Below are 23,345 nucleotides of genomic sequence, written 5' to 3'. Positions count from 1 at the left end.
ATCATCTCCTTCTTTTAAAGATCAAGCCTGCTATGCCGAAGATGTTACCGAATCCATAGGAAAAATGGAGAATCGGAAAAGAGAGCAGAAGGCAAAGACTGAACAGGATTTTCGGTTCCTTAACGGGCCTGCTTGCTTTAAAGGAAAAAAATACTGCGACTGCCAGATAGATGATTAGCTGGAGGAATAATAGGGTTGGGTTGAAGACAGATAAGAATAGAAGAGTTGCTGTGAATAAGAGAGGGATGCATTTGCGAAAGGCAGGGACTTTTTTGTGCTTTGATAAGGTCCTGGTTGTCCAGTACCCGTAGCGATAGTATTGCTCCCATAAATCGATGTATGTTGGACGCGCGTAGTAATCAAGGATAATTGATGGATTCAAGAGGATTTGCATTCCTTTTGCCCGTGCTCTGATACAGAAATCATAATCTTCATCGCCCAAGAGTTCTTCGTCGTATCCACCCAGGAGTTCCCATGTTTCCTTGGCAAAAGCACCAAATGGTACCGTATCGGTCTCCACAATCTCATTTCCCTGATACGTGCGGTAGGAAGCATTGCCAATGCCGAATGGATGGCAGACCGCTGTGGAGATGGCATTAGATACAGTCGTGTCAGAGCCCGGAGAAATCCTGAGCCTTCCCCCGGTTATGCCGTTAAAGTCAATTGATTCCAAAGTCTTAACCGCTTCTGAAATGTAATTTTTCGGCGCCTTTGTATGCCCGTCAATCCGGACAATGATTGGCGCAGAAGCTGCCTCACATGCTATATTCAGCGATCGGGGAATCGACTTTTCCGGGTTTGTCAGCAGCCTGATTTCACGATTGGCCTTTAAGTTTTTCGCTAGCCTTAGAATTATATCCCTCGTCCTGTCGGTTGAATTGCCGTCGACGACGATGATTTCAATTTGACCTTCCCGTGATTGCTGATTAATGCTCTCAATCACTTCTGAGATATATTTTTCTTCATTGTATACAGGAATGATGACCGAAATCTTGTGTGTATCCATTTACATCCTCCTTTCCTCAAGAACTTCCAGGTACACTTGCTTTGTTTCGCGGATCATATTCTGGTGATTGAATTTGGATTCAGCTGCTCTTCTTGCAGCACTGCGGATCTGCTCAGCTTTATCTGTATCTCTCAGCAGCTCGGAAATCCTTAAGGCGAATACATCCTCTGAATGGGACTCAATAAGGATTCCAGTCTCCTCATTGTGCACTGCTTCGCTGATCCCCCCGACATTGATTGTCACTACCGGAGTCCCGACCGCGAATGCCTCGAGGATGCTCATTGGGAAAGCCTCCCGAAAGGAAGTCAGCACAAAGACATCAATCGATGCAAGAAAATCATCCGGGTTGCTGATGTTACCGAGCATCCGGACTCTATCCTCCAGTCCAGTCTGTTTGATTATATCTTCAATTTTGTCACGGTCAGGACCATCCCCGGCAATAAGAAATTCATAGCTTTCTCCGTTCAGTTTTTCGGCGATTTTTAAAAAGAAGGGGATGTTCTTTTCTGGTGAGAGTCTGCCCAAAATTCCGATTGTTTTTGTGCTTTTATCTTGTCTGTTGTTGAGATACTTGAACTGCTGCAAATCCACACCATTATAAATGGTCCTAATTTTTGCAGCCGGTACACCCAAAGCGGCTAGTTCATCTGCCTGTACCTGATAGACAGTGATGATTCGAGCAACAAAGTATGTTAAAAGAAAAACAAGCAAGGGCGGGAAGTGATGGTCCAAAACAGTCACATTATGCTTCGTATAGATCAGCTTGAGCCGAGGGAAAATGCATTTTAAAAGAATGGCGTGGAACAGCATTCTCAGGCTGTTGGCATGGATAGCTGAAATATCCTTTCTCACGATAAGCCAAAACAATACGAACAGGTTCGTAATGGGATTGCCGCTGATTGCCGTAAAGTTGGCTGGATTGGCTAAGTATTGAACAAATGAGCCTTTTTTGGCAGCGGTATAAATTTGCAGTTTTTCATCAGGAATCAGATTCTCGCATTTGACAAAATATCTCTCTGCACCCCCGGTATCCAGGAAGTCTGTAATAAATAATAGATTCATAGAATTCATCCTCTTCATGAAAAAGATATCTTGAAAAATAGTTTATGCTCGACATGGGAATTTGGTAACAATCTCTGGATGCCTGGGCAGGAAAAAGGAACCTTTTTCATGAAAATCGATATAAATAATACAGTCTTATGAACATGGAAGGGGGAAGTGTTCTTGTCAATCATAGAACTTGTTGAGGTGCTCAGACGGAGGATCAAGCTGATCGCTGTTTCGTTTCTAAGCGTCGTCTTATTGGCTTTTATCTTGCTGCAGTCTGTCTTCAATCCTGTCCACCAGTATAAAAAGCAAATTTTAATTGGAAATATCAATACTTCCTCTTCATATGTAGACCCGATTACAAATGAACAGCTTATCCAAACGTATATTGATTTGGTTGAAAGCTCGGCTGTGCTTGAGCCTGTCATTTCGAAACTTGAGCTTAAACGTACAGTCAAGGATGTCCAGGATCAATTATTCATTTCAAATAACAAAAACTCATTGGTCGTGACTTTGGCGGTTCATGATAAGAGCCCGGACCTCGCGAGGGAAATCGCAAACGAGATTGCTGAATCGTCTGCTGCTGAATTCAAGGAGGTTACGGAGGTCGATGTTGTCAACATCCTAGAAGGAAAGGGCAATCAGACAAAGCCGGAAAAGATTTTTCCGAACATGGCTGTATCGATGGCAATAGCTGCGGTTGTTGGCCTTTTTGCTGGAGTCGGAATAGCGCTGTTAAAAGATTACTTTGTCAGCAGTAAGGAAAAGCGAGCAGAGCAGGAATTCATCAGGCAGCGCATCAGCAAGGGAGAAAGGAAAAAGTATTAGGTCGGAATAAAAGTGGTGAAGGGTTATGAGCAAGGCTGGCAAAAACGGAATCGGAAAGAATGTTTTTCACCTTTTTTACAGTACGGCCCTTTCCAGGGGAATCAATACGGTCGTGTTGATTGTACTGGTCAACTATTTAAATGCTGAGAATTACGGAATGTTCAGCGTGGCACTGGCGTTTGCGATGGTCATGGGGTATTTTACCGACGCAGGTCTGAGCAACACCGTGCTGAGGGAAGGGTCCAAACAGAACGCGGATATTGCGGCTATTATTGTTTCGTATATAAAATTGCGGGCCATCCTTCTTGCTGTGACATTTTTGGCTTCGTATGCCATCATCCATTTTTCATATGATCAGCCACAGCTGAAAGGAATCATGTTTTCACTGGTCATTCCAATGGTTGCTGGACTTGCGCTGCAAAGTATTGGGATTACGTACTTCCAGTTGAAAGAGAAGATGGAGTATTTAGGTTATATTCGCATTTGTTCTTCGCTAGTGCTTGTCATCCTCATTCCAATTGGCATGTTTTTATCTCTTCATGTGCTCATGATTGCATTCTTATTCGGGCTCTCTTATTTACTTGCTGGTTTTTACGGCCTGTATTTGGTGGGAAGTCAGGTCACACTTAACCTCCGTACTCCGTTCAAGAGATCTCTGCTTGAAAATATCTGGTCCTTTGTGCTGAGCGGTTTGCTGATTATGCTCCTGCCGCAATTAGGCCCGCTCGTTCTGGAAAAAACAATCACAATGACTGAGGTGGGAATCTTTGCAGTGGCATACCGAATTCCATCGGCGCTGTATCAGGTGCCGGGTGTCATCGCTGGAGCTTTTTACCCCGTGCTGTTCCGCCATTTCCATCATGGTGAGCATGAGGAACACTTGAGGCTGAATATTCTCCAGGCAAAAATGATGGGGATCATCGGCATGCTTATGACAATCCCGATCTTCTTTTTGTCGAATGAAATTGTTTCTCTGCTTTTCGGCGCAAAATGGGCCGCTGCGGCAGAACCGTTGAAAATTGCCGGCCTGATTTTGTTTTTCCAGAGCATCAGTATCGCTTTTGCCGACGGACTGACAACAAAAAATCTGCAGACTAGACGAACCGCAGTCCAGTTTGTGGTTGTCATGGGAGCGGTGTGTCTCTATTACTTCTTAAGCGGGGAATTAGCGGTCATGGGAGCGGTCTATGCTGCTGTCCTGATCGAAATTATTTCTGTCCTTGGGTTTCTGGCAATGAATCCGGAACGCTGGTCCATTGCTAAAAAGGCTGCGATTTATGTTGCGTTCTTTGCATTGAGCTTCTATGGCATTGACTTTTTACTGCCAGGCAATCCGTACTTAGCGTCATTCGTCAGCTTTGTTTCTATCTGTCTGCTCTGCATGCTGGATCAGGAGCTGAGGAAATTGATCCTTTCTTTGAAAAAGAGGAGGGATGTTTCTTGAAACAAAATCGGAAATACTTTGCCCTAACGGGACTCTTCGTTTTGATCCATCTGGGGAAGTACAGCATTGATGTCGGGTTTTCATTGCAGCCCTATATGCTGCTGCTGTTTGGCTACTATCTCTTTCATCTTCGGGAAGTTGTTTTTGAAAAAACAACAGAATATGAAACGGCCATGTACTTGTTTTATCTGTACTATGCTTTTACAGGAGTTTTTTCCTTATTCCCGGAAAGCAGCCTGCGGATCATCCTCGGTTTTATATTGATTATCAGCTGCTATTTATTAATGAAGTCGTTGATATCAAGCTTTTCGACTGTAGTGATTGAAAAGGCTGTGGCCAATGCAGGTCTGCTTTTTAATAGCATAAGCCTGATTCTATACATTTACGGGCTGAAAATGCTGGTGTTCCAGCTCTCGTCCGGGGGAGATGAAGACATCCGAATGCATGGGGTGCTACTGGACCGTGATTATCCACGGTTGATTGGCCTCCTTGATGACCCGAACTTTTATATCCTTCATAATACAATCTTCTTTGCCTTCTACTTAACCAACATGCAGCTTCGCAAAAATCGCTATGGATTTTTTCTGGCTGCTGTTTGTAATCTGCTGACCTTTTCACGTGGGGGGCTTGCTGCCATGCTGCTCATCGTTGTTATGTACATTTTTCTCAAACGGGTAAAAATTTGGACACTCTTAAAAACATCCAGCTTCTCTATCGCCATCGGATTCATTGTTTCTCGCTTCACGAACTTTAACATTTTTGAAATGATCATGGAACGAATGACCGGGATTGGCAATGACGGGGGCAGTGGACGATTTGAAATATGGGAAAAAGCGCTGCAATATTTCTATAGCAGCCCGGTAATAGGAATTGGCGTCTTCAACTTTTCAGACTATTATCTCAGGGATACCGGCAAGCTAAAATACGCACATAATACCTTCCTGGAAGTGTTAGCGGAATCTGGGGTGATCGGTATTTCCTTATTCCTGGTCATGCTGGTTTTCATTTTTGCTAAACTGCAGAAAGAAAAAATATATAGAAGTGCTCCTTATCTTTACCTGGCTTACTTTGGCATTCTAATTCAAATTTTTTTCCTTTCAAGCATTCCTAATGAGATGTTTTTTCTATTTTTAGCTGTCATGTATCCTTACGTTTTGAAGGAGAAGATCACTTCCCGTATTCGGCCATAATTTGGATTCTCAATGGATTAACGAGGATATACCTAATAAAATGCACCATATAAACAGAATGTTTCCGCTTTCATTCACTATCTCGTCAGTATGCTCCCGAATTGGCTTCATATCCTTGAATCTCATTCTGAGGATGTTACTATAGGTAACGTTGATAAAATGCGAACGGAAATATACTTTTATGAGGTGAATGCGGTTGTTAAAACATAAAAAAGTAGCATTTTTAGGTGCCGGATCGATGGCGGAAGCAATGATTTCAGGTGTAGTCAAGTCAGGTAAAATGCGCGCGGGAAATGTTTATGTTACGAACAAGAGCAATGCAGCGAAACTGGAGCGATTGGAATCCAGATATGGAATCAATGCGATGCCTCAGGCTGAACTGCCTTATGAAGAGATCGATATGTTTATTTTAGCGATGAAGCCAAAAGGAGCTGCGGGAGCACTTGAAGCTTTGAAGGATAAATTAGTGCCTGGCCAGGTGGTTGTGTCGGTACTGGCAGGTATTTCAACAGGCTTCATGGAAGATAACCTTAAAGATGGCCAGCAGGTTGTCCGCGTCATGCCAAACACATCAAGCATGATCCAGGAATCAGCCACTGCGATATCTCCAGGATTACACACAACGAATGAAAACATCGAGGATGTAAAAGTGCTTCTAAGCAGCATGGGCAAAGTGTTCCTGATTGAAGAGGAGCAGATGGATATCTTCACAGGCCTTGCCGGAAGCGGACCTGCTTATTTTTACTACTTGATGGAGCACATGGAGCGTGTCGGCAGGGAAAACGGCATGGACGAAAAAATGGCCCGTGAAATCATTGCGCAGACCATCCTTGGTGCGGCAAAAATGATCATCGAAAAAGACGAAAAACCAGAGGTCCTCAGGAAAAATGTGACTTCTCCAAATGGAACGACAGCATCAGGCTTAAACGCGTTGAGAAAGTACAATGGCGGTACGGCAATCTCCCAGGCAGTCAATCACGCAGCCAACCGCTCAAAAGAAATCAATCGAGAGCTTGAAGGAGTTCTTGTTCCTTCCTAATAAACGAACGCTCCGGGCATAGAGCCCCGGAGCGTTTTTGGTATTTATTGCTGCTTTTCGAAATCTGGTTTTTAAATAGGAGCTTACGATCATGAGCCTACATATACAATCTGTAACCTCGCACTTTTTCAAAGAGGTATTGTACCCCATACAGTAAGTAGGCTTTGTAATGCAGGTAGAAAAAGAACTGAAGATGATTCAGTTTATTCAATCTGATGATTTTTAGCTTCTTGAGCACATCGATGAAAAAGAAGGCAAAAACCGCGTCGGCAATCGCATTAAGCGTAATGAACTTTTTGAAATTCCCAAACGAATACTTCAGCAGCCACATCGATAGCGGCATATATGGCCCGATGCTGAATGGAAGTTCATCCCTGAGGAAGGACTTTCGTTTATTGTAAAACTTCCACCACTGCCGTTTGTGACCATACAAATGGTTGATAATTTCAAACACAATAATCAAAACTCCAGCAAAAGAATAACGTTTGAAGCTTCTTCTGCCAATGAACAATAAAGAAAGCCACGGAACGGAAATGATTACTATATTAAACAGAAAATGTCTTTTAGAAATCAATTATGTATTCACCTCATTTGCAGTTCGATTCTTCTATAAACTGTCCAATATTTAGTAAAAATAACCGTGTATTGAAAAAATATCCACCTGGTTAATTTTTTCAAAATTATTGAAATAGTGTCACTCCTTGGCATATAATCACTTGAAGATGTAAAAGGAGATAGGAAAATGATACGGAGATTCTTTACTTATTACCGCCCTCATCGGCGGTTATTCATCATTGACTTCAGCAGTGCGGTAATCGTTGCTCTGTTGGAGCTGGCTTTTCCTCTAGCTGTGCAATGGTTTATTGATACGTTATTGCCTGGCGGGAACTGGAATATGATTGTCAGTGTAAGCATTGGGCTGCTGCTGCTGTACATAATCAGCACATTGCTGCAATTCATCGTGAACTATTGGGGCCATAAGCTGGGAATCAATATTGAAACAGACATGAGACAGCAGCTGTTTCAGCATGTGCAGAAGCAATCGTTCCGCTTTTTCGATAATACGAAGACCGGGCACATCATGAGCCGCATCACCAATGATCTTTTTGATTTGGGCGAGCTTGCACACCACGGACCGGAGGATTTGTTCATTGCGGTGATGACATTTGTCGGCGCGTTCTGGATCATGTTGAGTATCAACGTCAATCTGGCATTGACTACGATGATCATCGTGCCATTCCTGATTTGGCTGATTACCTATTCCAACCTGAAGATGAATGCGGCATGGAAAAACATGTACACAGATATTGCCGATGTGAATGCCAGGGTGGAGGACAGCGTTTCCGGTATCAGGGTGGTCCAGTCTTTTACGAATGAAGATTTTGAGATTGAGAGATTCACAAAGAATAACCGCAAGTTCCGTCGTGCTAAATTGACTGCCTATAAGGTGATGTCCTTCAGTTCATCTGGCATTTATATGCTGACAAGGCTGATTATCCTTGTAGTCCTGGTGTATGGGGCGTGGCTAAGCTTTAGCGGCAGTTTGAGTTATGGAGAACTGGTCGGATTCGTCCTGTATGTGAACGTACTTTTCAAGCCGATTGATAAAATCAGTGCAATTCTCGAGTTGTATCCGAAAGGGATGGCAGGTTTCAAACGGTTTACCGAGCTGATGGACCAGAGTCCTGATGTTGTGGACCGGGAAGATGCGATTGAGATCGCTAGTTTGAAAGGTGATATCGAATTCAGAGATGTTACGTTCAGTTATGATGAAAATAAACCTGTCTTGGAAGCAATCAATTTGAAAATTCCTCATGGGGAAACGGTCGCGTTCGTTGGACCTTCAGGTGCAGGGAAGACGACGATTTGCTCATTGATTCCTCGTTTTTACGATGTGAACAGCGGCAGTATCACAATCGATGGCATCGATATCCGCGAGATGACGAAGAAATCACTGCGCTCGCAAATCGGGATCGTCCAGCAGGATGTATTTCTTTTTACAGGAACGCTGCGTGAGAATATTGCCTACGGTTCACTCGGGGCAACACATGAGGATATCGTCAGAGCCGCTAAACAAGCCCACTTGGAAGATTTTATCGCGGCCCTGCCTGATGGCTATGAAACGCAGATCGGCGAACGCGGTCTGAAGCTGTCGGGCGGACAGAAACAGCGGATTGCGATTGCGAGGATGTTCCTGAAAAATCCTCCAATCCTGATACTGGATGAAGCCACCTCTGCACTGGATACCGAGACGGAAAGAATCATCCAGAAAGCGCTAGGGGAATTATCCAAGAACCGGACAACGCTAGTCATCGCACACAGGCTGGCAACCATCCGAAGCGCTGACAGGATTGTCGTCGTGACTGAGGATGGAATTGCCGAAGAAGGCAGCCATGATGAGCTGATTGAAAAGGGAGGCATCTTCGCCAACCTGCATAAAGTCCAGTTTGAAACTTCTATTTAGGGTTGGTTTATTTTTCCTGTTTTTGCTATGATATAAGTAAAATCATGATAGATTTGGAGTGAAGTTCCATGACAGGAACGATAACGATCATAATGGTATTCTCGATTCCGCTTGTCGCCATCGTAACCAGCCATTATCAAAGAGTAGCCAAAATCAAGCACAGTATGATTAAAGACGAAATCGAGCTCGAAAGACTGAAACATGAAAACTATTTGATTGAAACAGAAAAAATGAAGCTTGAACTTATGAAGCTCGAAAGTCCATTGGACAAAAAAGTTTTATAGTATTTACCCTCTCGTGAAATGCGAGGGGGGTTTTTTTATGTGGGAGAGGTCATCATTTTATCCAAATTTAGGATGAATGTGCAATTATCTTACTAAACGGTGCAATTAATCTCTATGGCCGTGCAATTACGCCGAATATCCGTGCAATAATCCGGATTGAACGTGCAATTATCGCAGTTATCGGTGCAATAACCCGTAGGCCGTTGAAATAGGAGGGGGAACGTCAACTAATTCCCTTAATTACCACCCTTAATGGATTAACCAGCATTCATTTAACCAGCTTTTTGTTGGCGGAAGGATCTTACCCATTTCTACCGGCTTCATTTATTCACCCAATTAAGTCCTCATCTGAAAAATTTCTTGAAATTGGTTAAATATCCCTTGTCATCTTGCATAAGATATAATATAGTACATTACAACAGTAATGCACTATGTAACCTGTTAGAGGAGGTGTGGGGTTGATTCTTAATTCAGATAGCATGAAGCCGATTTACGTCCAGATTGCTGAGTGGCTGGAAACGGAGATTCTCAGCGAGAGTATCAAGAAGGATGAGAAGGTTTATTCACAATATCAGCTTGCAGAAATGCTGAATATCAATCCAGCGACAGCGGCAAAAGGGTTGAATATTTTGGCAGATGAAAACATTCTATATAAAAAGCGCGGTCTCGGGATGTTTGTAGCGGAGGATGCGAAGAAGATAATCACGGCGAAACGGAGGAACCAGACATTGAAGTCATTGGTGGCTGAGTTGGTGCGGGAGGCGGAGCACCTCCAGGTGACGGAAGAGGAATTGATACAGATGATCCAGGAAGCCAAACGGGATATGAAGGGGGATTCATGATGAGTGTGCTGGAGTTCGAAAATGTAACAAAAATATATGGGAAGAAAAAAGCTTTGGATAACCTTTCGTTTACCCTCGGTGAAAATAAGATTACCGGCCTGATTGGCAGGAATGGTGCCGGGAAGACGACGATGCTGAAAATCGCCGCCGGTTTCATGCGTGAGAGTTCAGGCGAGATCAGAGTGTTTGGGGAGAATCCATTCAATAATCTAACGGTATCTGCCAACATGATCATGATAGATAATGACATGAATTTGCCAGCGGCATTAGATCTCGGGGAACTGCTGGAATCAGCAGCCGATTTTTATCATAACTGGGATATGAAGCTTGCGCGTAATCTGTTTGATTATTTTGGCCTGAATCCGAAGCAGAATCATGACGGATTATCAAAAGGGATGAAGAATACATTCAACGCAATTATAGGACTGGCGGCACGATGCCCGCTGACGATCTTCGATGAACCGACAAATGGGATGGATGCGGGAGTAAGAAAAGATTTTTACAGGGCGCTCTTGAAGGACTATATCGCGAATCCCCGTACGATCATCATCTCAAGCCATCACCTGAACGAGGTAGAGGACATTCTTGAAGACATATTACTCTTAAAAGACGGGAAGCAATTTTTGCATATGCCGATTGAAGAATTGCGCGAGTATGCGGTGGTGGTCAGCGGGAAGGAAGAGGCGATTAAGAACTGGCTGCGAGGCCATGAGGTGTTTCATAAAAGTACTACCGAATTCGGAAGGTTATATGCGGTAATCCGTAATGATTTATCCGATGACCAGATTGCTTCAGCGATGAAAAACAGCCTGGAATTCTCAACGATTTCAAACGAAGACCTCTGTCTGTACTTGACGAGCCAGGAGAAAGGCGGGATTGATGATGTATTTAACAAAGGTTAGCCTTTGGGATGTTGTGAAAAAGCAGCTTCGGTTTAAACTGAAATCTTACCGTGGGATGTTCACGTCGCTGATGATGCTGCAAATTATCGGGATTCTTTTTTCGCTTGGAGGAGAAGGAGGCGGTGGCGGAGGATCGGAAACTTTCAGCTATGATATAAACTATTATTCTGGCAATATCATCCTCGCTTTTATGATGATATGGGCTTTCATCTCAGCAATCGTCGTCACCACCCAGGCTTATCGTTTTGATGACTACTCGTTTGTGGCCAACAGGCTGAGCAGTCATTTATCGAATATCCTGTTCCTTGGATGGGCAAGTGTCATCGGCGGAGTTACGTTTGTGCTCGCAAGCCAATCGTTGAAGCTGTCGTTTTTATTCCTGAAGAATCGGGAATTCATCGAAAGCCAGCCCATGACAATGCCGCAAATGGCAGAAGGCCTTGCTGCTACAATCCTTTATCTGTTCCTGTTCACGGCACTTGGCTACCTGGTTGGGATGCTGGTCCAGAGGAGCAAGGCTTTTATCATCATCCTTCCTGCGCTCTTTTTTGGAAGTTTGTTTTTAAATGTGTTCCTGGCAAGCGAGTCTACCTTTGTGATTGATATCGGGCAAATTTTTGTGAGAGAAACCTCCTTTCTGCTGTTCTTGTTAAAAGCGCTTCTCACATCCGCGCTTGCTTATGCAGTATCAGTTTGGATCTCTAACAGCCTGGAGGTGAGGAAATGAGTTTGATCTTTCTGTTATTCTTTATTATCTTGCTGATGGTCAGTTTCGGGAGTTTTTCAAATAGATTCTTCGGTGCCAGGTTCATGAGCGGAAGCGGCATCACAAAGGTTTTTGCAGGCTACCTCATTATCCTGCTGGCGGCGGGGATTCTATCATTCATGGTGCCTGTGGAAGATACATTGGAAGCTGAATATCTGACTGATAAAGAGATTGAGGAAAACGATAGGTTGAATAGCGATATTTATTCTGTAGTCGAATCTGGAAGGATCGAAGAGGCGGAAGGACTTACAAAAAAAGAATCTTGGGATTTTCCGCTCAAAGATAAGCTTCTGGACATAAAATTTATGGGTCAGAATGTAATGATCTTCGTCGAAAAGGATGAATCTCTTGACGGAAAAGTAGAGGTGACCCATTACTCCACTTATTCCTATATGGACAATATTGATATAACCGACCGCTTTAAATCACCAGAGATACAACTAAGTGAATCTACTCTGAAAATCTATCCGCCTGAACATGTGAATATCAAGCTTGTTAAATACAAATATGCATTTCCATTTACCCAATTCACTGAAGACGGAGTGCAATTCGACAGCGGATATGGGATGATGCAAGGAATGGAATTCATCTATATCAAGGTCCCGGCTGATACTGAGGTCACCGGAGACGGATATGTGATCAACTAATTCAGGAGTCCCTATTATTAGGGGCTCTTTTTTCGTATCTGGTTCCCATACGGTATAATGAAAGTAAGCGTATTTTAAATGAGGAATGCAAAATGGCTATACTGAAAAAATTCAATTTTGTCGGAGGAAGGGTTCTTAAGACGGGGATTGCTGTATTTATTACGGCATTGATCTGCGAGCTGCTAGGCTGGCCGCCGATGTTCGCCGTGATCACAGCAATTGTGACGATTGAACCCACCGCGGCTGATTCGATAAAAAAAGCATATGTACGATTTCCAGCATCGGCGATTGGAGCTGCTTTTTCCGTTGTCTTCAACTTTGCGTTTGGAGACAGCCCGCTAACCTATATGCTCGTTGCCGTAGCAACCATCATTGCCTGCCACAGGCTTCACCTCCAGGATGGGGCGCTGGTAGCGGTCCTGACGGGAGTGGCGATGATTTCGACTGTCCAGGATCACTATTTGTCAAACTTTTTCATCCGTCTAGGAACGACTTTGACCGGGCTAACCGTGTCGACCCTGGTGAACCTGCTCGTGATCCGTCCTGATTATTCAAAATCGATCAAGACAAAAATCCAGCAATTGATTGTGGAAACCGGTGACCTGATAGAAGGCAGGGGAACGGAAATCACAAGGCATCAGCCGTTGAACCGGGAAACAAGGACGGATTTTCAAAGGATCCTGAAAGAAATAGAAGGTATTGAAACACTATGCAAGCACCAAAAGAAGGAATGGAAGCTGCATCAATTCGACCGGAAGGATATGCGGAATATCCATTATGAATTCAAGAAGGTGACGATCTTGAGGCAAGTCCATTATCACGTCGGAAATCTCGTTTCGCTCCCCTCGATGCACCTGGCCGAAGAAAAAGCGCAGATAGTCGAAGCCATGGTAAAATCAATCAAATCCGCGTTCCACCATCCCGATTTTGCGATGGATGAATCCCACGATGCTATTGTAAAAGAACTGCTGGATTTATTGCGGCAAGAGGTAGATGGGCGGGAAGCTTACTCCCACCGGTTCTCTGAAGAAACGGTTATCTATTACGAGCTGGTCTCGATTCATGACCTGCTAGAAGAGTTGAATCACATTCACAAATTTGAAATCAGGCATCAAAGGTTGCTTGAAAAGTCACTGGATATAAGCTCCTGATAGGGGCTTTTTTTCGTTTGTAGGTAAAACTGCGAACGGGTTTGAAAGAAAAGGAGAACATCTTCAGACAGGTTTGGTGGAAAAAGCAGAAAAGCTGTCCGAACTTGGCTCGACTTCAGACAGGTTTGGAAGATATGAAAATACTCAGTGATGGACCTCCTTTTCAATTGGTAAAAAAGAATGATTTTTTCCAGTTCGCTATAAAAAAAGAAAAGTCGCTATAAAAATAAAAAATTCGCTATAAAAACGATTTTTTCGCTATAAAAATGAAAATTTCGCTATAATATTTTTATTTTCGCTATAAAAAAGTAGAGTGCATTGATTTTTCTGCTAATACATTGGGGTTCATCTTCTGAAATAACGTGTTCTACTGTTTAAAGCCGTTTACAGTTACCTTTTCTGAGGAAAACGCATAAAAAGCATTGGTTTATTATAGAAGAAATCGTTTTCACCAGAGCGATGGTGTTTTTTGTACTAAATTCGTCACTGACTGGTTATGAATAGTCTTGGCATCATGATATTCTAATTTGTATAGATTTTCACAATCGCAATCATTGGAGGTATCATCTTTGGACGGCATAATTGGTTTGCTTGAGGAACCGTTAATTTTACTATTCGTCATATTATTTCTTGGCTCGGCGCTGGGAGAAATTAAAATACGGGGGTTAAGCCTGGGGACATCCGGTGTGCTTTTGGCGGCAATGGTGTTCGGACATTTCGGCTATCAGGTGTCGCCGGTCATCCAGCAGCTGGGCCTTGGCTTATTCATTGTGGCCGTCGGCTTGTCTGCCGGACCGCGCTTTTTCCGAATGATGAAAACGAGCGGGATTGTCTTTGGAATCATCAGTTTGTTGATTGTCCTGGTCGCATCGGTTACAACGATTGTCGTATCCAAGCTGTTTAACCTGTCACCGGCATTAAGCATCGGGATCATGACGGGGGCGCTGACAAGTACTCCTGGTTTAGCAGCTGCACTTCAGGCAACAGGCGACCCACTCGCATCTGTAGGCTACGGTATTGCCTATCCATTCGGAGTGCTGGCGGTTGTGCTGTTCGTGCAGCTCTTGCCGCGCGTGCTGAAGGCCGACCTAGCAGAGGACTTGAAAAAGAAATCGGGACCTGTGCGCAATGATGAGTCTCCTGAAGTTATGACGATAGAGGTCACGAATTCAGCAATCAATAAAAGAACCTTAAAAGAGCTGGAGTTCAATAAATACAATACGGTCGTCATCAGCCGCGTCATCAGAGGGGACAGGAATATCATTGCCCTGAATGATACGGTGATCCTGGTGGGGGACAGGCTTGTTGCTGTCGGTCTACCGAGTGACTTGAAGAGATTGTGTGAGGATATCGGCAAGGAAGTCGAGTCCAATTTCAAGAATCAAGATAATGTGGAGCTTCGCAAGGTGACCGTTGATTCACTGGAATTGATCGGGAAGACGATCAGGGAGCTTGAATTAAGACGGACTTATGGAGTGACGGTTACGAGGATTGAACGTGGCGGTTTTGAATTCAATCAGAATGCAAAATGGCGTCTGGAGCGCGGTGACGTCCTGACGCTAGTGAGCAGTGAAGACCGTTTGGATGATGTAGAAAAGCTGTTTAGCAGAAAAAAACTGACAGTAACGAATATCCATATCCTGTCTTTGAGTTTAGTATTGCTTCTGGGAGTGCTCGCGGGAATGATTCCGTTCCATTTCCCGAAACTCGGAACGATTACATTCGGCGTTGCCGGCGGACCGTTGTTTATCGCCTTGATCATCGGTCACTTTGGTAAGCTCGGCCCGATCCATGCGCGCTATTACCAGCCATCGAACCAGGTCATCCGCGATATCGGGCTGGTCCTATTCCTTGCCGGAGCTGGTACGACAGCAGGAAAGGGCATTGTTCAGGTCATCCAGCAGGAAGGTTTCAATCTTGTTATCGGCGGGGCGATCATCACAATCCTGCCAGTCGTAGCTGGCTTTTTAATCGCAAGAAAGCTTTTCCGACTCAGCATCATTCACTCATTAGGCGCATTGTGCGGCGGAATGACAAGTACACCCGGACTCGGAGCAACAAATCAACTGATGGACTCCGAGGACCCATCGATTGCCTATGCCGCTGCATATCCATTTGCGCTGATATCTGTTGCGGTAGCTTCACAGGTACTGATTTTCTTCTTATAGAGATAAACTCCTGCTGGAAAAGGGACCGGCAGGAGTTTTTATGTTTTGTCGTATAAGAATTATTTTCCAGACTGTCTTGACATTATTATTAAAAGAGATTATATTATCATTATTGATAATGATAATAATCGAAACTAAAACACAGCAGGTGATCACGATGAAGGAAACGAAAGCAGATTTAATTTTACATCCAGTACGTATGAAGGTTCTTCAAACGTTAGCCAGCGGGAGGAGGAAAACGGCCCAGCAGATTGCGGAGAAGCTGCCGGAGGTTCCACAGGCGACTTTGTATCGCCATCTGAAGAAATTGCTTGATGCGAAGGTCATTGAGGTGGTTGAGGAAAACCAGGTTCGCGGGACGATTGAAAAGGTCTATGCTTTGCCGAAGCAAAACGAAGTCCTCTCACGGGAAGAGATGCTCAAGGCGGGTCCGGATGAGCATCTTGAGTATTTTATAAAGTTCCTTGCTAATGTCCTTATGGATTTTGAAGCATACATTCGCCAGCCAAACTATGATTTTCAAAAAGACATGGCGAGCTTCAGAACCGCGACCATATATGCAAGCGATGAGGAATACGGTGAATTTATCAGGAAATACGCAGAGTTGATTATGCCAATGCTTCAACACGAAGAGTCACCAAACAGAAAGAAACGAACGCTCACCAATATTTTAACAACCCATAATAATGTTGAAGAGGGGATTAAGGATGATGAACGTCCAGATGGTTAAAGAGGAAATTTCTTTTAAAAGTGATGTTTTGTTAAGAGGTACCTTGTTGGTGCCGGACCTGGGAAAGGAATCTTATCCGGCAATGGTGTTCCTGCCGGGATCTGGCCAGTTGAACCGTGACGGCAGCACGCCTAATGGGAAATTTAAATTCAATCTTTATAAAGATTTGGCAGAGCTGTGCACTTCACTTGGTTTTGCCACATTCCGCTACGATAAAAGAGGAGTCGGTGAAAGCGAAGGGAATTTTCATTCAGCCGGGCTTTCCGATGCGTTGAAGGATGGGGAAGCTGCGCTTGATATGCTGGCAGCTCATCCGAAGGTCGACGGAAGTAAACTCATCATCATTGGCCACAGCGAAGGCTGCATGGTCGGCACTGCCCTGAACGCAAGAAGGCCGGCAGCCGGATTGGTCCTTCTTTCCGGCGGCGGTGAAACACTTAAGGAAGCGCTGGACCATCAAAGACACCTGCTTTTCAACGAACTGAAAGAAAAGAAGGGAATCCAGGGCTTCATCATCAACAAGTTCAACACTCTGGATAAAGGTGAAAAACAAGCTCAGAGCACCTATAAGAAAATGGTCGATTCTGATAAAGATGTGGTCAAAACACTGGGCTTCATCAAGATGCCGGCTAAGTATTTCAGGGAACATTTTGCGCTTGATATAGAAGCAGCTTTGGCGAAAGTGACATGTCCGGTGCTGGCAATCAATGGCACGAAGGATTTCCAGGCCAATCCTGAAAAATTGAAGCGCATTGAACAGTTTGTTCAGGGAGAATATGAAATCCATGTCGTCGAAAACATGGACCATGGCTTAAAGGAACAACTTACGCCGATGAGGCCATCATCCTACAAAAAGGATTACTTGAAAACAATCGGAACGCCAATCCATCCTGAGGCGGTTAAGCACCTGACTTCCTGGCTTCAGAGATATCTTTAAAATAAAAGTCCCATTACAATAGTGGTAACGGGACTTCTTCTTATTAATCCAGCTCCAGCGCCTAGCCCCTCGAGACGCTAGTCTAGCTGCGGCTCCTAACTCCTCGAGAAGACGCTTCGGTCCTGCCAATGAAGTCAAAGAACGACTTCACTGTCAAGCCCTCCAGCGCTTGTCGGAGTTGGGCAGTCGCCTATGCTTTTCGAGTTCGATCCTGCCAATGAAGTCAAAGAACGACTTCACCGTCAGTCCCTCCAGCGCTTGTCGGGGCTGGACAAGGCGCTTGCGCTTTTTGTCCTTTCTCTATAACAACTCGACTCTACTCCAAAAACGGCTTGATCTTCGGAAACACCTTCAGGGCAGTATTGTAAAAAACGTCCTCATGGTGCTCGGGCGGAATCAGTTCTTTGATGAACTCAATATACGGACCGACCGGAATCAGTGGCCAGTCTGTGCCGAACAGCAGCTTGTCGTATGAATCCGCAAACTCAAGCGCATGGCGAAGGTGGTCAAGAAAACGTCCCTGGCTTCGCTTATCCAGTTCTTCTTTCGTTCCTACGATCAACCCTGACAAATCAGCAAATACATTCGGATTTTTATAGATGATTTCCGCTCCGGTCAATGTCCATGGATCTCCAAAGTGCGCCATCATGAAATTCACATCGCGGTGGTTGACGGCGACCTCGTCAATCGCCATCGGATGGGAATATTTCAAATAGCCTCGTTCCGAATAGGTGTCGCCTGTATGGAAGACGACAGGAAGCTGGTATTTCGCGGCCAGCTTGTAGACCGGTTCGTACACTTCGTCATACGCATAAAAAGGATAGTAGCCAAGATAGATTTTGATCCCGACCGTCTGCGGATTTTGCAGTTCTTTTTCAAGACGGGCAAGAGCTGCCTCATCCAGGTCATAAGGATTGACCCCGGCGCAGCAAAAAATATTGGCCGGGAGCTCGGCTGCCATATCGAGTCCCATCGGTGTCCGGGCCTCATAATCCGGGAAGCCCATCTTATCGGTTTCCGTCAGGCCCATGCCGATTCCGAGCACCACATTGGCCTCCTTGAATTCCTTTAGGATGCCAGCTGTGGAATAGTCGACGAATGACAGTTTCTCGGCCGTTTCATAAAAGGATTTAATGTTTGATAAATGTATATGGGCATCGATGATTTTCATGTTTTCTCCTTTTAAAATTGAACTCTTCTCAGTTTTTTCAGCATGTCGCCAGTCAGCCTGCGTTCATCAAACAGCAGGAACAAGGGAGCACTTTTTTCAAAGTCGCCTTTATGCCTTGAGACAAGCTGCAAAACTTCTTTATTTGTATACGCGTCAGTTGGAGAAGCATCGTTGTTCGGGATCATGTAAAATTTATCATCACAGCCGTTGGAGGTTAAATATGAATCTCCATCCAGCAGCAGAGGAATTTCCTCACTGCCTGCATGATATGCCTGCGCCTGCTGGGTGTCACGGACTGAAACCTGTACATCGGTCAGCTGGTCTCCGCCAATGAACATGTCTGTAATCCAAATTTCTTCAGCAAGATTTTTCCCGCCGGCATCCTTCACTTCCGCAAAAGAAGCGACAATAGGAACGCCAGGAAGCGTCAAATAATATTGCACATACCCGACATTTTTCCATTGCTTATGCTCCTTGAACTCCGTGGTGATTGCGAGACCGGTCCATTTGTTGCCTTCACTGTCCGTCAATTCGACCACTTCAGCGTGGCTGTTTTCTTTTAACAATGAAAAGGTATTGATTCCGTTCGGTACAGTCTTCATGCCGCCGGCCCATGGATTCCACCAGCTTTTCGCCGTCAGCTCTGGGTAGGAGCTGGCGAGCCATTCGTGGCCATTCACTTCCATTGAATAGATGCCAGGATAGAAATCCGGGTCTGCCTTCAGGGTGATGACACCATTATTGATGATGAAAGTGCCATCCTCCGATCTGGCATTAACACTTCCCGATGGAGAGATTAGCAACTCTTTAAATCTAGCTTCCGTTCCGTTGCCCGTGTAAGTGGCTTCAAGAATGGACACAGGCTGTAGAGCGCCTGTTGGCACTGTCATAGAATGAGAGGTTTTCTCCATATCGGCGGTAACCGCGTGAATCTCATTTCCAATCGTCAATGTTCCATTCAGATAGCTGTTTCGATGAGTTTTTAAAGTGAAAGCCAGGTCAGTATCAGTCTTGGTCACGAGATGATCTGCTTTGAAGCATAAATCACTTGTTGTTTCAGGCTTCTTTCGGACTTGAACTTGCTCTGCATAGGCGATGAACTCCTCAACATTCTCAAAAGCTCCGAGTGACAGGGTTATGGTCCCTGACACAGCTTTCGCACCTGGCTCCAGCTTTCCGAATTGGTCTTCGATGATGAACTGCCAGCTTTCAGGACCGGCATTGCTGCCTTCAGACCAGGCCAAACCGATTGGTCCTGATTGTCCTTCGGTAAAATACCAGTTTCCGCTGATTCTCTCTGTCTCCAGCTCGCCGATTTCCATGATCCGGTTTTCGGTAAAATGCACAATCTCGCTGTCGAGTGGGAAGTAAACCTGCTCCATCTCGTGATAGATTGGCTGGCTGAAAGCCACATTTGGATGGATGCTCTCACCTTTATTTTCAACCTCAGCCCAAGTGTGGATGATGCCATCACCGAACAAACGGTGTGTCTGGGTTAAAAGCAATCCTTCCATCTCTGCAGATTCCAGGGCGATCTTCAGATCAATTGAGGAATCATGGATTTCCCACGTGACCGAGGAAGGCTTTTTCTTGGTGAACTCCTGTGAATATGGTTTTCCAAGCTTCGGTGTCATAAAAGCAAAAGGCTGATTTTTTTTGCTGTTTCTAGCAGCAGACGTCAGCAGGTCCCGTTTGCGGACATTAATTTGACCAAGCCCGTTGAAAATATGCCAGAAATCCTTCGATTCACCGCCGAACTTTTCCCCAAGCCCCTTGAAAGCAACCGAGATCTCCTGCTCGAAGGTCAGCTGTTGACCATCGTTTTTTGTTGCTGTCACCGTTAGCTCAGGTTTATAAAATCCATGCTGTTTTACTGTTAAAGGAACAGACAGCGTCTTCCGCCCGCGTGCAGGAACTTCCAATGTGAACGTTTGCTGGGCTAAAACGACCTGCTCATCTTTAGGAAAGTCTAATGTAAAAACAGCGTTCTCGTTCAAGGTATTGCTTATTTCAACATTAATAGATGTTTCTTTTTCCAGGAAAGATAGATTGCCAGAGTAGCTGGCTTCTATTTTTGCCGGGTTGATAGGGAAGATGCCCAGCTTCAACTCGCATTCAAGCCCATTGATCCACACTGTCGCCTCAATGCTTGGATGCGTCCGCCAGTTGCTCGGTTCTTCTCCTTTTTCTACAGTGAAGGAGGCAGATATAGTAGACTCATGATCTACCATTTGTTCTTCAACGAAATCATACTTAATGCGTCCATTAGCCGTCCCGTTTGCCTTGAAGGATAGGGAAGCTTCGCCCTTGTTCACGACCGTGATCTCGAATTCCCGTTCTTCCTCCTGGATGACTTCATGGTCTGCCAATTTCATTTGCAGGATGAACTCATCTGTTTCAATCAAGCTGATGCCGCGGCTTGTTCGTTCGAATTGTACTCTCGCTGACGTGCCAGCGTTCTGCCAGCTATATTCGTAGAAAGTAAAGCCATTTTCCTTCATTCCATCCGGCTTTACTTCTATTAATCTTGTGCTGTCTCCATACCAATCCATTTTTTTAAAGACCGGTTTTAAAAGCGGTGTGTTCAGGACCTGCGGAATGAAATTCATCAGGTGAGTCGAGTCATCCCTGTCCTCCCAGAAAAAGCCGCACTTTTTATAAAGCGGAACAGCTTTCGTATTCCCGGCCCATGTGTAAAGATCAAGCCGAGGCCAGCCTAGCTCCACCGTTTTTTCAAGCGCCTGAAGCAAGAGCTTCTTGCCGATTTTATGTCCGTGATAATCCGTGCGCACGTTGAGCAGGGGGATATACAGTGATCCCGTATCCTCCTTATACTCAGACAAACCGCAGTACCCGACGACTTCCTCTCCGTCAAGCGCAAGATAAAGCTCGATGTTGTCAGAGTTCGCTTCCTTCTTTTTCACCTGGTCCTCCGTCATGACGCGCGTATCTCCGCCCCAGCCGTCACGACTCAGATTCCACATTTTAGCAACTCCAGCCGCCAATCCTTCATGATATTTCTCGATTTGAATAACCTTGTTCAATTGTGCCACGTCCATTCTCCTCCCTAACTATGGGCCATCTTCCTTTTTCGTTAATATAAGCTTCTTTTTTGAATTGTCCATGATCCTTAACCTCCTTTGATTTGATGGGAGTTTTTGCACTCCATATCCATCGTAAAGGGAAAATTTGCTAGTGTAAAGAAAATTTAGAATTTAATGTTTTTTCATATTGAAACGTTGGCTTTCTTTTTTAGTTATAATGAGGAAAAGACTGTAAGAAGGAGCGATGAATTATGGAACAAATCTATTGGGACATCCTTGGTTTTAATGGTAATGAAATTTATATAGCGGCAACAGACAAAGGCTTAGCCTATGTCGGATCACCAGAAGAAGCCTATGAACATATGGTTAAACGGTTTCCCGCTGAAGTTTTTGAAAAGAATGAGGAAGCTTTGAAACCATACAGGGATGAATTGACTGAGTATCTTGAGGGGAAGCTAGTCGAGTTTACTTTGCCGGTCGATGTAAAAGGGACGCCATTCCAGGAAGCAATCTGGGGTACACTGAGGGAAATCCCTTATGGAGAGACCTGTACATATTCAGATATAGCAGGCAAAATCGGCAAGCCCGCTGCAGTAAGAGCAGTTGGTACAGCCATTGGTGCCAATCCCGTCTTGATCACCGTACCCTGCCATCGCGTCATCGGAAAAAATGGAGCAATCACCGGCTATAGAGGCGGAATTGCAATGAAACAGCATTTGTTGGAACTGGAGAAGGTTCATTGTAAAAGTTAATGTGCGGATAAAAAGGGTTCGGCGAAGATTATCGTCACATAAAAGAGAATAATGTGCGGATAAAGAGGATGCAGCGAAGATTATCGTCACATAAAAGAGAATAATGTACGGATAAAGTGGATCCAACGGAGATTATCGTCACATAAAAGAGGATAATGTGCGGATAAAAAGGGTTCGGAGAAGATTATCGTCACATAAAAGAGGTTAATGTGCGGATAAAGAGGATTCAAAGTAGTTTCCATTTGTGCAGTTTAACGATGTAGGATTCACCTCATCACGACAAATTCGAATTGTAAGAATATTGCCATACATCTTTCACACTTTTCTTTTAGCAAAAGGCTATAATGAACCCAAATGGACTATTGTACGGTGGCCAGGATACCAGAGAGTGATGGGGGCGATCTAATGAAAAGTTTGATTGTTTACTGCTCAACGCATGGTACGACAGCAAAAGCGGCACATCTTTTACGGAAGCAGATTGAAGGGGAAGTCATTGCGATCAATCTGGATAAGACGAAGCTCCATTCAGATCTGGAGCTGTTTGATTCGGTGATGATTGGCGGATCGATTCATGCGGGCAGCATCCAGGGGAAAATCAAGAAATTCATGAAAGAGCATGAGGACGTTCTGCAAAGAAAGAATCTCGGCCTGTTTCTTTGCTGCATGAAGGAAGGGCAGGACGCACACACTCAGTTTGAAAATGCATTTCCGCATAACCTGAGGGAAGCGGCAATTGCAAAAGGGTTATTCGGAGGTGAATTCATTTTTTCAAAGATGAATTTCTTCGAAAAAATCATTGCAAAAAGCGTAAGCGGATCAATGGAGGAAATTTCGGATCTCGACCTTGAATCGATCAACGACTTCGCGGCAACAATTAATAGAAATAATAAATATTTACCTGTCTAAAAATCGGAGGCTGCTTTGGCCTTCGAT

The 23,345-nt window shown here is 44.5% G+C and carries 21 protein-coding genes; 16 read left to right on the top strand and 5 right to left on the bottom strand.

Features of this window, described 5'->3' with window-relative positions; translation table 11 throughout:
- Window position 1: 1 nt before the first annotated feature.
- Window positions 2–1,006, bottom strand: coding sequence for a glycosyltransferase family 2 protein (locus J7E32_RS06525; RefSeq protein WP_214905346.1), 1,005 nt, complete (start codon window positions 1,004–1,006; stop codon window positions 2–4).
- Window positions 1,007–2,068 carry a glycosyltransferase family 4 protein gene (locus J7E32_RS06520; protein ID WP_214905341.1) on the bottom strand — a complete coding sequence of 354 codons (1,062 nt, stop codon included), beginning with the start codon at window positions 2,066–2,068 and terminating at the stop codon, window positions 1,007–1,009. It lies immediately after the preceding gene.
- A 162-nt stretch (window positions 2,069–2,230) separates the two neighbouring features.
- Between J7E32_RS06520 and J7E32_RS06515 the strand changes: the two genes are divergently transcribed.
- The 4 genes from J7E32_RS06515 (at window position 2,231) to proC (ending at window position 6,554) form a co-directional block, all read left to right on the top strand.
- A complete protein-coding gene (locus tag J7E32_RS06515; RefSeq protein ID WP_214905339.1) occupies window positions 2,231–2,881 on the top strand; it encodes a YveK family protein in 651 nt (216 codons plus the stop codon).
- 25 nt (window positions 2,882–2,906) lie between these two features.
- The gene (locus J7E32_RS06510) at window positions 2,907–4,325 is read left to right on the top strand and encodes an oligosaccharide flippase family protein (RefSeq protein WP_214905336.1); all 1,419 of its coding nucleotides are present in this window, start codon (window positions 2,907–2,909) and stop codon (window positions 4,323–4,325) included.
- Window positions 4,322–5,515 (top strand): O-antigen ligase family protein, encoded by a 1,194-nt coding sequence (locus tag J7E32_RS06505; RefSeq protein ID WP_214905333.1) that lies wholly within the window; start codon window positions 4,322–4,324, stop codon window positions 5,513–5,515. The genes J7E32_RS06510 and J7E32_RS06505 overlap by 4 nt, the downstream gene beginning before the upstream one ends.
- 190 nt (window positions 5,516–5,705) lie before the next feature.
- Window positions 5,706–6,554 (top strand): pyrroline-5-carboxylate reductase, encoded by an 849-nt coding sequence (gene proC / locus J7E32_RS06500; RefSeq protein WP_214905330.1) that lies wholly within the window; start codon window positions 5,706–5,708, stop codon window positions 6,552–6,554.
- 97 nt (window positions 6,555–6,651) lie between these two features.
- Here the strand turns inward: proC and J7E32_RS06495 are convergent, their stop codons facing one another.
- Entirely contained in the window at window positions 6,652–7,128 is a 477-nt protein-coding gene (locus tag J7E32_RS06495; RefSeq protein ID WP_214905327.1) for a hypothetical protein, read from the bottom strand.
- A gap of 168 nt (window positions 7,129–7,296) precedes the next feature.
- Here J7E32_RS06495 and J7E32_RS06490 point away from each other — a divergent pair, with 168 nt between their 5' ends.
- From J7E32_RS06490 to J7E32_RS06445, 10 genes are all read left to right on the top strand, one after another.
- Complete coding sequence (locus J7E32_RS06490; protein WP_214905324.1) at window positions 7,297–9,018, top strand: ABC transporter ATP-binding protein; 1,722 nt, start codon at window positions 7,297–7,299, stop codon at window positions 9,016–9,018.
- A gap of 68 nt (window positions 9,019–9,086) precedes the next feature.
- Window positions 9,087–9,302 (top strand): hypothetical protein, encoded by a 216-nt coding sequence (locus tag J7E32_RS06485; protein WP_041967079.1) that lies wholly within the window; start codon window positions 9,087–9,089, stop codon window positions 9,300–9,302.
- Between the two features lie 458 nt (window positions 9,303–9,760).
- Window positions 9,761–10,144: a GntR family transcriptional regulator gene (locus tag J7E32_RS06480; protein ID WP_214905321.1), complete on the top strand. Its 384-nt coding sequence runs from the start codon at window positions 9,761–9,763 to the stop codon at window positions 10,142–10,144.
- The gene (locus J7E32_RS06475; RefSeq protein ID WP_353654023.1) at window positions 10,141–11,046 is read left to right on the top strand and encodes an ABC transporter ATP-binding protein; all 906 of its coding nucleotides are present in this window, start codon (window positions 10,141–10,143) and stop codon (window positions 11,044–11,046) included. Before J7E32_RS06480 ends, J7E32_RS06475 begins: the two co-directional genes overlap by 4 nt.
- A complete protein-coding gene (locus J7E32_RS06470; protein WP_214905317.1) occupies window positions 11,021–11,773 on the top strand; it encodes a hypothetical protein in 753 nt (250 codons plus the stop codon). The genes J7E32_RS06475 and J7E32_RS06470 overlap by 26 nt, the downstream gene beginning before the upstream one ends.
- Complete coding sequence (locus J7E32_RS06465; protein ID WP_214905314.1) at window positions 11,770–12,459, top strand: hypothetical protein; 690 nt, start codon at window positions 11,770–11,772, stop codon at window positions 12,457–12,459. The genes J7E32_RS06470 and J7E32_RS06465 overlap by 4 nt, the downstream gene beginning before the upstream one ends.
- 92 nt (window positions 12,460–12,551) lie before the next feature.
- Entirely contained in the window at window positions 12,552–13,610 is a 1,059-nt protein-coding gene (locus tag J7E32_RS06460) for an aromatic acid exporter family protein (RefSeq protein WP_214905312.1), read from the top strand.
- A gap of 569 nt (window positions 13,611–14,179) precedes the next feature.
- The gene (locus J7E32_RS06455; RefSeq protein WP_286182795.1) at window positions 14,180–15,778 is read left to right on the top strand and encodes an aspartate:alanine exchanger family transporter; all 1,599 of its coding nucleotides are present in this window, start codon (window positions 14,180–14,182) and stop codon (window positions 15,776–15,778) included.
- Window positions 15,779–15,896: 118 nt separating this feature from the next.
- A complete protein-coding gene (locus tag J7E32_RS06450; RefSeq protein WP_214905310.1) occupies window positions 15,897–16,508 on the top strand; it encodes a helix-turn-helix domain-containing protein in 612 nt (203 codons plus the stop codon).
- Window positions 16,486–17,445: an alpha/beta hydrolase gene (locus tag J7E32_RS06445; protein ID WP_214905308.1), complete on the top strand. Its 960-nt coding sequence runs from the start codon at window positions 16,486–16,488 to the stop codon at window positions 17,443–17,445. The genes J7E32_RS06450 and J7E32_RS06445 overlap by 23 nt, the downstream gene beginning before the upstream one ends.
- A 316-nt stretch (window positions 17,446–17,761) precedes the next feature.
- Here the strand turns inward: J7E32_RS06445 and J7E32_RS06440 are convergent, their stop codons facing one another.
- Complete coding sequence (locus J7E32_RS06440) at window positions 17,762–18,616, bottom strand: amidohydrolase family protein (RefSeq protein WP_214905304.1); 855 nt, start codon at window positions 18,614–18,616, stop codon at window positions 17,762–17,764.
- Between the two features lie 11 nt (window positions 18,617–18,627).
- Window positions 18,628–21,669, bottom strand: a complete 3,042-nt coding sequence (locus J7E32_RS06435) for a GNAT family N-acetyltransferase (protein ID WP_214905300.1) — start codon at window positions 21,667–21,669, stop codon at window positions 18,628–18,630.
- Window positions 21,670–21,911: 242 nt separating this feature from the next.
- On the opposite strand from J7E32_RS06435, the gene J7E32_RS06430 reads away from it, so the two are divergent.
- Together J7E32_RS06430 and J7E32_RS06425 are read left to right on the top strand one after the other, a co-directional pair.
- Window positions 21,912–22,412, top strand: coding sequence for a methylated-DNA--[protein]-cysteine S-methyltransferase (locus tag J7E32_RS06430; protein WP_214905298.1), 501 nt, complete (start codon window positions 21,912–21,914; stop codon window positions 22,410–22,412).
- A gap of 405 nt (window positions 22,413–22,817) precedes the next feature.
- A complete protein-coding gene (locus J7E32_RS06425; RefSeq protein WP_214905296.1) occupies window positions 22,818–23,318 on the top strand; it encodes a flavodoxin domain-containing protein in 501 nt (166 codons plus the stop codon).
- Window positions 23,319–23,345 lie beyond the last annotated feature (27 nt).

Source organism: Bacillus sp. ISL-55 (assembly GCF_018613155.1).
GTDB lineage: Bacteria > Bacillota > Bacilli > Bacillales > Cytobacillaceae > Mesobacillus.
This window is presented reverse-complemented; position numbering and strand designations above follow the sequence as displayed.

What these genes read in the sequence shown, in the direction of transcription:
- J7E32_RS06465 (WP_214905314.1), top strand. Translation starts at nt 11,770, where the DNA reads ATGAGTTTGATCTTTCTGTTATTCTTTATTATCTTGCTGATGGTCAGT.
- J7E32_RS06490 (WP_214905324.1), top strand. Translation starts at nt 7,297, where the DNA reads ATGATACGGAGATTCTTTACTTATTACCGCCCTCATCGGCGGTTATTC.
- J7E32_RS06430 (WP_214905298.1), top strand. Translation starts at nt 21,912, where the DNA reads ATGGAACAAATCTATTGGGACATCCTTGGTTTTAATGGTAATGAAATT.
- J7E32_RS06440 (WP_214905304.1), bottom strand. Translation starts at nt 18,616, where the DNA reads ATGAAAATCATCGATGCCCATATACATTTATCAAACATTAAATCCTTT.
- proC (WP_214905330.1), top strand. Translation starts at nt 5,706, where the DNA reads ATGCGGTTGTTAAAACATAAAAAAGTAGCATTTTTAGGTGCCGGATCG.
- J7E32_RS06460 (WP_214905312.1), top strand. Translation starts at nt 12,552, where the DNA reads ATGGCTATACTGAAAAAATTCAATTTTGTCGGAGGAAGGGTTCTTAAG.
- J7E32_RS06525 (WP_214905346.1), bottom strand. Translation starts at nt 1,006, where the DNA reads ATGGATACACACAAGATTTCGGTCATCATTCCTGTATACAATGAAGAA.
- J7E32_RS06445 (WP_214905308.1), top strand. Translation starts at nt 16,486, where the DNA reads ATGATGAACGTCCAGATGGTTAAAGAGGAAATTTCTTTTAAAAGTGAT.
- J7E32_RS06510 (WP_214905336.1), top strand. Translation starts at nt 2,907, where the DNA reads ATGAGCAAGGCTGGCAAAAACGGAATCGGAAAGAATGTTTTTCACCTT.
- J7E32_RS06475 (WP_353654023.1), top strand. Translation starts at nt 10,141, where the DNA reads ATGATGAGTGTGCTGGAGTTCGAAAATGTAACAAAAATATATGGGAAG.
- J7E32_RS06450 (WP_214905310.1), top strand. Translation starts at nt 15,897, where the DNA reads ATGATAATAATCGAAACTAAAACACAGCAGGTGATCACGATGAAGGAA.
- J7E32_RS06425 (WP_214905296.1), top strand. Translation starts at nt 22,818, where the DNA reads ATGAAAAGTTTGATTGTTTACTGCTCAACGCATGGTACGACAGCAAAA.
- J7E32_RS06485 (WP_041967079.1), top strand. Translation starts at nt 9,087, where the DNA reads ATGACAGGAACGATAACGATCATAATGGTATTCTCGATTCCGCTTGTC.
- J7E32_RS06520 (WP_214905341.1), bottom strand. Translation starts at nt 2,068, where the DNA reads ATGAATCTATTATTTATTACAGACTTCCTGGATACCGGGGGTGCAGAG.